This is a genomic window from Erwinia sp. (genome assembly GCF_031978025.1).
Taxonomy (GTDB): domain Bacteria; phylum Pseudomonadota; class Gammaproteobacteria; order Enterobacterales; family Enterobacteriaceae; genus Erwinia.
Window position 1 is genome coordinate 1 of record NZ_DALZCD010000241.1, and the last position, 6696, is coordinate 6696.

Genomic DNA, 6696 nt, shown 5'->3' on the forward strand with positions numbered 1-6696 from the left:
CAACCCGCCCGCACCGTTAGTTTCTTGCCCAAGCAGACCGTTTGCCAGCGGGATAACTTCATCCTTCAGGCGTGCATCCAGCAGCCCTACCCGAAACTGCGTGGTCACGTAGTCAGCGTCTTTCAGCGCCGCTTTACGATCGAGTGTCAGATGAACCTGCCAGTCCAGACCGGCCGCCGCAATCATACGCTTAGCCATATTGCCGACGATTTCCATTTTCTCGGCACCGTCCGCAATATCGACCAGCCAAAGCTCTGCAATGGGCAGTCGGTCTTTACGCAGGATCAGCCCTTCGATCAGTTCCGGGGTATAGCTGGATCCGCCGCCAATAGTGACAATCTTTATTTTGTTTTGCATATAAAAAGCACCTTGTTAACTAGCGGACAGACAGAGGGTGAGCTGAAAGCAGATAGCCGTGCCCCTCACCGCATGGATGATGGAAAGTGGGATAAGCCTGTGGGCCTTATTAACGCTGGCTGTTTAAATAGTGATATACCGCGCCCGTCAGCCCGGCGCTGTTGCCGTGGCAGGCTATGGCGACAGGGACCGTCAGTCCGTACCAGGCCAGATGTGCGTTAACCTCATCAATAAATCCCGGCCGTTCGGTAATACCGCCGCCAAGGAATATGCATTCCGGATCGAACAGGTGCGCCAGGTTATAAATTCCTGAACAAAGATCCTGATAAAATTGCGTCACCAGCCGCACGCACATTTTATTTCCCTGGTCATAGCCAGCGAATATCTCTTCGCCCGTGATCTCTTCCAGCGGCCTGTCGCTGATGACCGAATAGCGCCGCCGAAGTACTGCCAGCGTGCAGTTTTCATTCATGGTATAGCTGTTCAGCCGCCCCGCCCCCGGGCGTTCGCTGAGCAGATAGCCAAACTCGCCCGCCCGGAAACGGTGCCCGCGCACCAGCTCCCCGTTGCAAAAAAGCGCGCCACCGATGCCCGTCCCAATGGTCATCATCAGAAAGTCCCGCATCGTTTGCGCCTTGCCCAGCCAGCGCTCCGCCAGCAGCGCGCAGTTAGCATCGTTCTCAACGCTCACCGGCAGGCCCGTTTTAGTTTGCAGCCACGCCTGTAAAGCAAAGCCGTCAAAATCGCGCAGGGAACCGCCCATGGTAATAAAGCCCGTGTAGGGATTAACGTAGCCGGGCACGCTCAGGGCAAGGGCTTCGCAATCGACATGATTTGCCAGCCACGCCTGAATCGATGACAGGATGTGCTCGCCGGAAAAATTCGGGATCGCCGTTTTTTCCTGAGCAAGGATCTCGCCCTTTTCGTTCAGCACGCCCATTTTTAAGGTGGTTCCACCAATATCGTAAGCTGCTATTTTCATCGTTAACTCTGACTTAGTGGCGGGCGATACTGCTCTGCCCGCCTGGTCCTTGCGACACGCCGGATTTAAAGCACTTCACCGTTTGAGGAAATCACCTCTTTATACCAGTCAAAGCTTTTCTTTTTGGCGCGGGATAAATCACCGCTACCGTCATCGCTGCGGTTGACGTAAATAAAGCCGTAGCGCTTGTCATACTGTCCCGTCCCGAAAGAGACGCAGTCCAGACAGCCCCAGGGCGTAAAGCCCATCAGATCGACGCCATCTTCCAGCACCGCTTTTTTCATCTGCACGATGTGCTCGCGCAGGTAGCTGATACGGTAGTCATCGTTAATCTCGCCGTTCTCTTCAACCTTATCGAACGCCCCAAAGCCGTTTTCCACAATAAACAACGGTTTCTGATAGCGCTCATAGAGTACGTTAAGCGTATAGCGCAACCCGACGGGATCGATCTGCCAGCCCCAGTCGGAAGCCTTCACGTGCGGATTTTTGCGGCTGCCGGGGAACGCTTCCAGCGGCGTGTCATCGGTCTGCTGTGCGGTCGCGTATTCCACCGCATTACTCATGTAGTAGCTGAAGCCCAGATAATCAGTACAGCCTTCCCGTAGCGTCTGCTCGTCTTCTGGCGCCATCTCAATAGTAAACCCACGCTGTGCCCATTCTTTATGAATCCAGGCAGGATAAGCCCCGCGCATATGGACATCGCCAAACAGGTAGCGTTGCTGCATCGCTTTGTGCGCATACATCACATCATCGGGATGACAGGACCACGGATAGAGCGGCACCATCGCCAACATGCAGCCAATTTTAAAATCTGGATTGATGGCATGGCCCAGCTTCACTACCCGGGCGCTGGCGACAAACTGATGATGCAGCACCTGATACATGACTTCTTCGGGCTTTTCGTGGTCGGTAAAAATCACGCCGGAGTTACTGTAGCCATACAGCGGCTTGCGCCAGTTGCGCTGGTTGTTGATCTCGTTAAAGGTCATCCAGTATTTTACTTTGTGCTTGTAGCGCTTGAGCACCACCTCGCTATAGCGCACAAAAAGGTCAATCAGCTCCCGGTTGAGCCAGCCGCCATACTGTTTAACCAAGTGCAGCGGCATTTCGAAATGCGACAGGGTGATTACGGGTTCAATACCGTGCTTTAACAGCTCGTCAAACACATCGTCATAAAATTTCAGCCCCGCTTCGTTAGGCTCAACCTCATCGCCTTGCGGAAAAATACGCGTCCAGGCAATAGAGGTGCGGAAGCATTTAAAGCCCATTTCCGCAAACAGCGCGATATCTTCTTTGTAGCGATGGTAAAAATCCGTGGCGAGGTGGTTAGGATAATTTTTTCCGGCAATCACGCCATCGGTAATCTCCCTGTCAACGCCGTGCGATCCGCCCGTTAGCACATCGACAATGCTCGGCCCTTTACCGCCCTCTTGCCAGCCGCCTTCAACCTGATGCGCAGCGACGGCGCCGCCCCATAAAAAATCAGCGGGTAATTTCTCAGACATAATGGTTCCTTTTCAAAGACTACTGCGTACGGGTTTTCGTTAGCGTCTGCACCTCACGATGCAGGTAGATAATCTCTTCCACCAGTTCGCGGCAGAGCATCGCGTTCATCAGATGATCCTGCGCATGAACCAGGATCAAATTGACCGGGATCTTGCCGCAGCCTTCATCCGCACCGATCAGCTCGGTCTGGATCCTGTGCGCCTGGCGCACGGCTTTTGTCGCCTCCTGCAGCAAGGTTTCCGCCTCTTCCCAGCTGTGCTTTCGCGCTGCCTGAAGCGCCAGCATGGAAGCAGAACGAGCCTCACCTGCATGGATAATCAGCTCCATCACGGTAGTTTCCATATCTTGTGTTGCATCCATCAGTTGGTCTCCTCAGCCAGGGTCGTGTCGGCCATTTCCGCTTCCTGTTGCAGCAGCTGGCGCTCGTACATTTTGAAGAACGGGTAATAAATTAACGTGGACAGCCCAATCAAAAACGCGACCAGCACGACGGCGCGCCAGTCCCAGCCGGTGGACCAGGCAGCACCAATCGGCCCGGGAGTGGTCCAGGGCGCCAGTGAAATCGCATGATTAATCAGGTTGGTGCGCGTCGCCGTCCAGGCGATAACCGCGTTGACCAGCGGTGTGGTGACAAAGGGAATAAACAGCAGCGGATTCATCACTACCGGCGAGCCGAAAATAATAGGCTCGTTGATATTGAACAGGCCGGGAACAAAGCCCAGTCGGCCGATAGAGCGTAAATGGGCGGACTTACTACGCAGGTACAAAATCACCAGACCCATCGTTGCACCAGACCCGCCGACGGTAATAAAAAACTGCCAGAACGGCTCGACAAACACTTTGGTGACCTCTTGCCCGGTATTAAGCGCTTCCTGATTGATACCCAGATTAGCCAGCCAGAACGCCTGAAGCAGCCCGCCGACGATCGCCGCGCCGTGAATGCCGGCAAACCAAAGCAGATGGCACAGCAGCACGGCTATCAGTACCGCCGGCAGAGAATCCGCTGCGGAAAGGATCGGCGCGAACAGAGCCATAATCGCCTGCGGCAGGAGCAGCCCAAAATGGCTCTCCATAAACAGGTTCAGCGGATAAAGCGTGAGGAAAATAACCAGAATCGGGATCAGCAGATCGAAAGACTGGCGGATTTTAGGTGGGACCTGCTCGGGAAGCTTAAAGCCAATATTGTGCTTCGTCAGCAGATGCATGACTTCGGTACAGTACAGACTAATCAGAATGGCGGTGAAAATACCCTCACCGCCCAGCGACGCTACCGACAACGCACCGTCTTTTTGTGGGGCGGCGACCACCAGGAATGTCATCAGCGAGAGCAGCGCGGCCATCAGGCCGTTAAGTTTGTAGCTTTGCGCCAGGTTATACGCGATAGCACTGGTGATGAAGACCGCCATGATGCCCATCGTCATATTGTACGGCATCATCAGCTGGTCATTGTATTGCCTGACCATGCCCAGCCACCATTTTGCAAAAGCCCACTGGCTGTTTTCGCTGAAGGGTGGATGAGAAAACAACAGCATAAAGGAACCTACAATTAAAAACGGCATGGAAGCGATAAAGCCATCTTTAATAGCGACAACATGTCTTTGTGAAGATAAGCGCGCGGCTACCGGACTGATACGATTTTCAATTACCCCAAACAGTGAATCGGCCAGTGTGCTCATTATGCCCCCTGATGAGATTCAATAAGCGACAGGGCGGACTGCAGAATTTTTTCGCCGTTGAGCATGCCATAATCCATCATGTTAATCACGGCGACCGGTTTATTGTGCTCGCCCGCGTATTTCTGAAAATCATTCAGCTTATATTTAATTTGCGGCCCCAGCAGGCAGCAGTCAAAATCCCCAATGTTTTCGCTAAACTCCTCCATCCCAACCGCTTGAATTTTCGTATCAATGCCGAGTTTAACGGCGGCTTTTTCCATTCGCTGCACCACCATGCTGGTGGACATGCCTGCTGCACAACATAATAAAATCTTGATCATAAACCCCCCTTTGTTTTCTGAACTTTTACGCGCCAATTGCTGCATCTGCAACCGGTTACAGATTATGTTTCTCTTTTTTGTGATCCATCACCCAATCAGTCAACTCTCTATTTAATGCTTAAAGCAAAATAATGTGAGACCGGTTACATATTATTATTATATGCTCATCAACACTCTATTTACCGTACAGAAACTATCGGGTTTTAGATCCACCTGATAAAAAATTGCGTGTTTTAACTGCTGCGTTTTTGGTTACAATAAGCGGCCGATACAGGAAGGAAACTCTCCATGATTACGATGCTGGATGTAGCCAGGCGTGCTGGTGTCTCAAAAGCGACCGTTTCTCGCGTGCTGGCCGGTCATGGCTATGTGTCCAAAACGGTGCGGGACAAGGTGATGAGCGCCGTAGAGGAGATGGGCTACCGGCCTAATTTGCTGGCGCGTAATCTGGCGACCAACCGCAGCCAGAGCATCGGTTTGATGGTGCCTAATACGCTTTACAACGGTCCTTTTTTCAGTGAACTGCTTTATCAGGTGGCGACGCTGACCGAGCAATTAGGTTCTCAGCTGGTGCTGGCCGACGGTAAGCACACGGCGGATCAGGAGCGCCAGGCCATCAATTTTCTGATCGACAGCCGCTGCGACGCGCTCATCATTTATCCGCGATCGCTCAGCGTGGAAGAGATCGACCAGCTGATCCCGACGATCAGCAAGCCGATGCTGGTGCTGAACCGTCGATTAAAAACGTTTCCGCATTATGCCGTCTGTGCCGATCATGAAAACGATACGTTCCAGGCGGTGGATTATCTGATTAGCCAGGGGCATCGGGAAATCGCTTTTATCAAAGGAATGGAGGGGTCGCATACCGGCCTCAGCCGACTCAAGGGTTATCTGTCCGCGCTCAAACAGCATAAGATTACGCCGCAGCCTTCGCTGATGCTGGAAGGCGGCTGGACCAACGAGAGCGGCAGGCTGGCGGCGTGCGAACTGCTGCGACGGGACGTGACGTTTAGCGCTATCGTTGCCAGTAACGATGACATGGCAATTGGCGCTGCCTGCGCGCTTAACGCCGTAGGGTTAAGGGTGCCGGATGATGTTTCGCTGCTTAGCTTTGATGATATTCCTGTTGCCGCCTACCTGACACCGGCGCTCACTACCGTCCGTGTGCCGGTTGCTAAGATGGTATCCAGCGCGATGATGCAACTGGCGAAAATGCTGGATGGCGAACAGGTCGGGCCGCTGGCCCTAATGCCGGGCGAGCTGATTCGACGCCAGTCGGTGGGGATGGGACCTTACGGGTCAGGTAGAACAGATGTGAAGCCTGTCGGGCCAGAGCCTCACAGCCAGACTGAACAAAGGTGAAACCTGTCGAATTCAGGCCTTATGGCGTGGAGGAACAGAGGTAAGACCCGCCGCATTCAGGTCTCACGGTCTGGAGGAACAAAGGTAAGACCCGCCGCATTCAGGTCTCACGGCGTGGAGGAACAGAGGTAAGACCCGCCGAATTCAGGTCTCATGGCGTGGAGGGACAGAGGTGAAACTTGCTAGCCTGCACAGTCTGCATAGTCTGCATAGTCTGCATAGTCTGCATAGTCTGCATAGTCTGCATAGTCTGCCAGCGATCAGGCATAAAAAGGCACCAGATTGTCATTACCTGGATGACACGCTGCCTCGGTTAACATCAGGACGGTTCAGGTATGTATTATCCGCGATCGGGCTGTTAGCGCCCTTTCCAATGCCGCCATAGCAGCATTACATAATGAACGGTCACGCTGGTCGTCACTCACGGGCTGGAAGAAAGGAAGAAAGGAAGAAAGGAAGAAAGGAAGAAAGGAAGAAAGGAAGAAAGGAAGAA

The 6696-nt window shown here is 53.2% G+C and carries 6 protein-coding genes and 1 pseudogene; 1 reads left to right on the forward strand and 6 read right to left on the reverse strand.

Going from position 1 to position 6696, the window contains the following annotated elements; all coding sequences use genetic code 11:
* The 6 genes and pseudogenes from RTK32_RS16950 to RTK32_RS16975 form a co-directional block, all read right to left on the reverse strand.
* Positions 1–357: pseudogene (locus RTK32_RS16950) on the reverse strand (6-phospho-beta-glucosidase); the annotation flags it as partial.
* Positions 358–466: 109 nt separating this feature from the next.
* Positions 467–1339, reverse strand: a complete 873-nt coding sequence (locus RTK32_RS16955; RefSeq protein WP_312046025.1) for an ROK family protein — start codon at positions 1337–1339, stop codon at positions 467–469.
* A gap of 65 nt (positions 1340–1404) precedes the next feature.
* Positions 1405–2844: a 6-phospho-beta-glucosidase gene (locus tag RTK32_RS16960; protein ID WP_312046027.1), complete on the reverse strand. Its 1440-nt coding sequence runs from the start codon at positions 2842–2844 to the stop codon at positions 1405–1407.
* 19 nt (positions 2845–2863) lie between these two features.
* Positions 2864–3205, reverse strand: a complete 342-nt coding sequence (locus RTK32_RS16965; RefSeq protein ID WP_312046029.1) for a PTS lactose/cellobiose transporter subunit IIA — start codon at positions 3203–3205, stop codon at positions 2864–2866.
* Positions 3205–4521: a PTS sugar transporter subunit IIC gene (locus tag RTK32_RS16970; protein WP_312046031.1), complete on the reverse strand. Its 1317-nt coding sequence runs from the start codon at positions 4519–4521 to the stop codon at positions 3205–3207. Before RTK32_RS16970 ends, RTK32_RS16965 begins: the two co-directional genes overlap by 1 nt.
* On the reverse strand, positions 4521–4841 hold the full coding sequence (locus RTK32_RS16975; RefSeq protein ID WP_312046033.1) for a PTS sugar transporter subunit IIB: 321 nt from the start codon (positions 4839–4841) through the stop codon (positions 4521–4523). The genes RTK32_RS16970 and RTK32_RS16975 overlap by 1 nt, the downstream gene beginning before the upstream one ends.
* A gap of 288 nt (positions 4842–5129) precedes the next feature.
* Here RTK32_RS16975 and RTK32_RS16980 point away from each other — a divergent pair, with 288 nt between their 5' ends.
* Entirely contained in the window at positions 5130–6203 is a 1074-nt protein-coding gene (locus RTK32_RS16980) for a LacI family DNA-binding transcriptional regulator (RefSeq protein ID WP_312046035.1), read from the forward strand.
* The last annotated feature ends 493 nt before the right edge of the window (positions 6204–6696 follow it).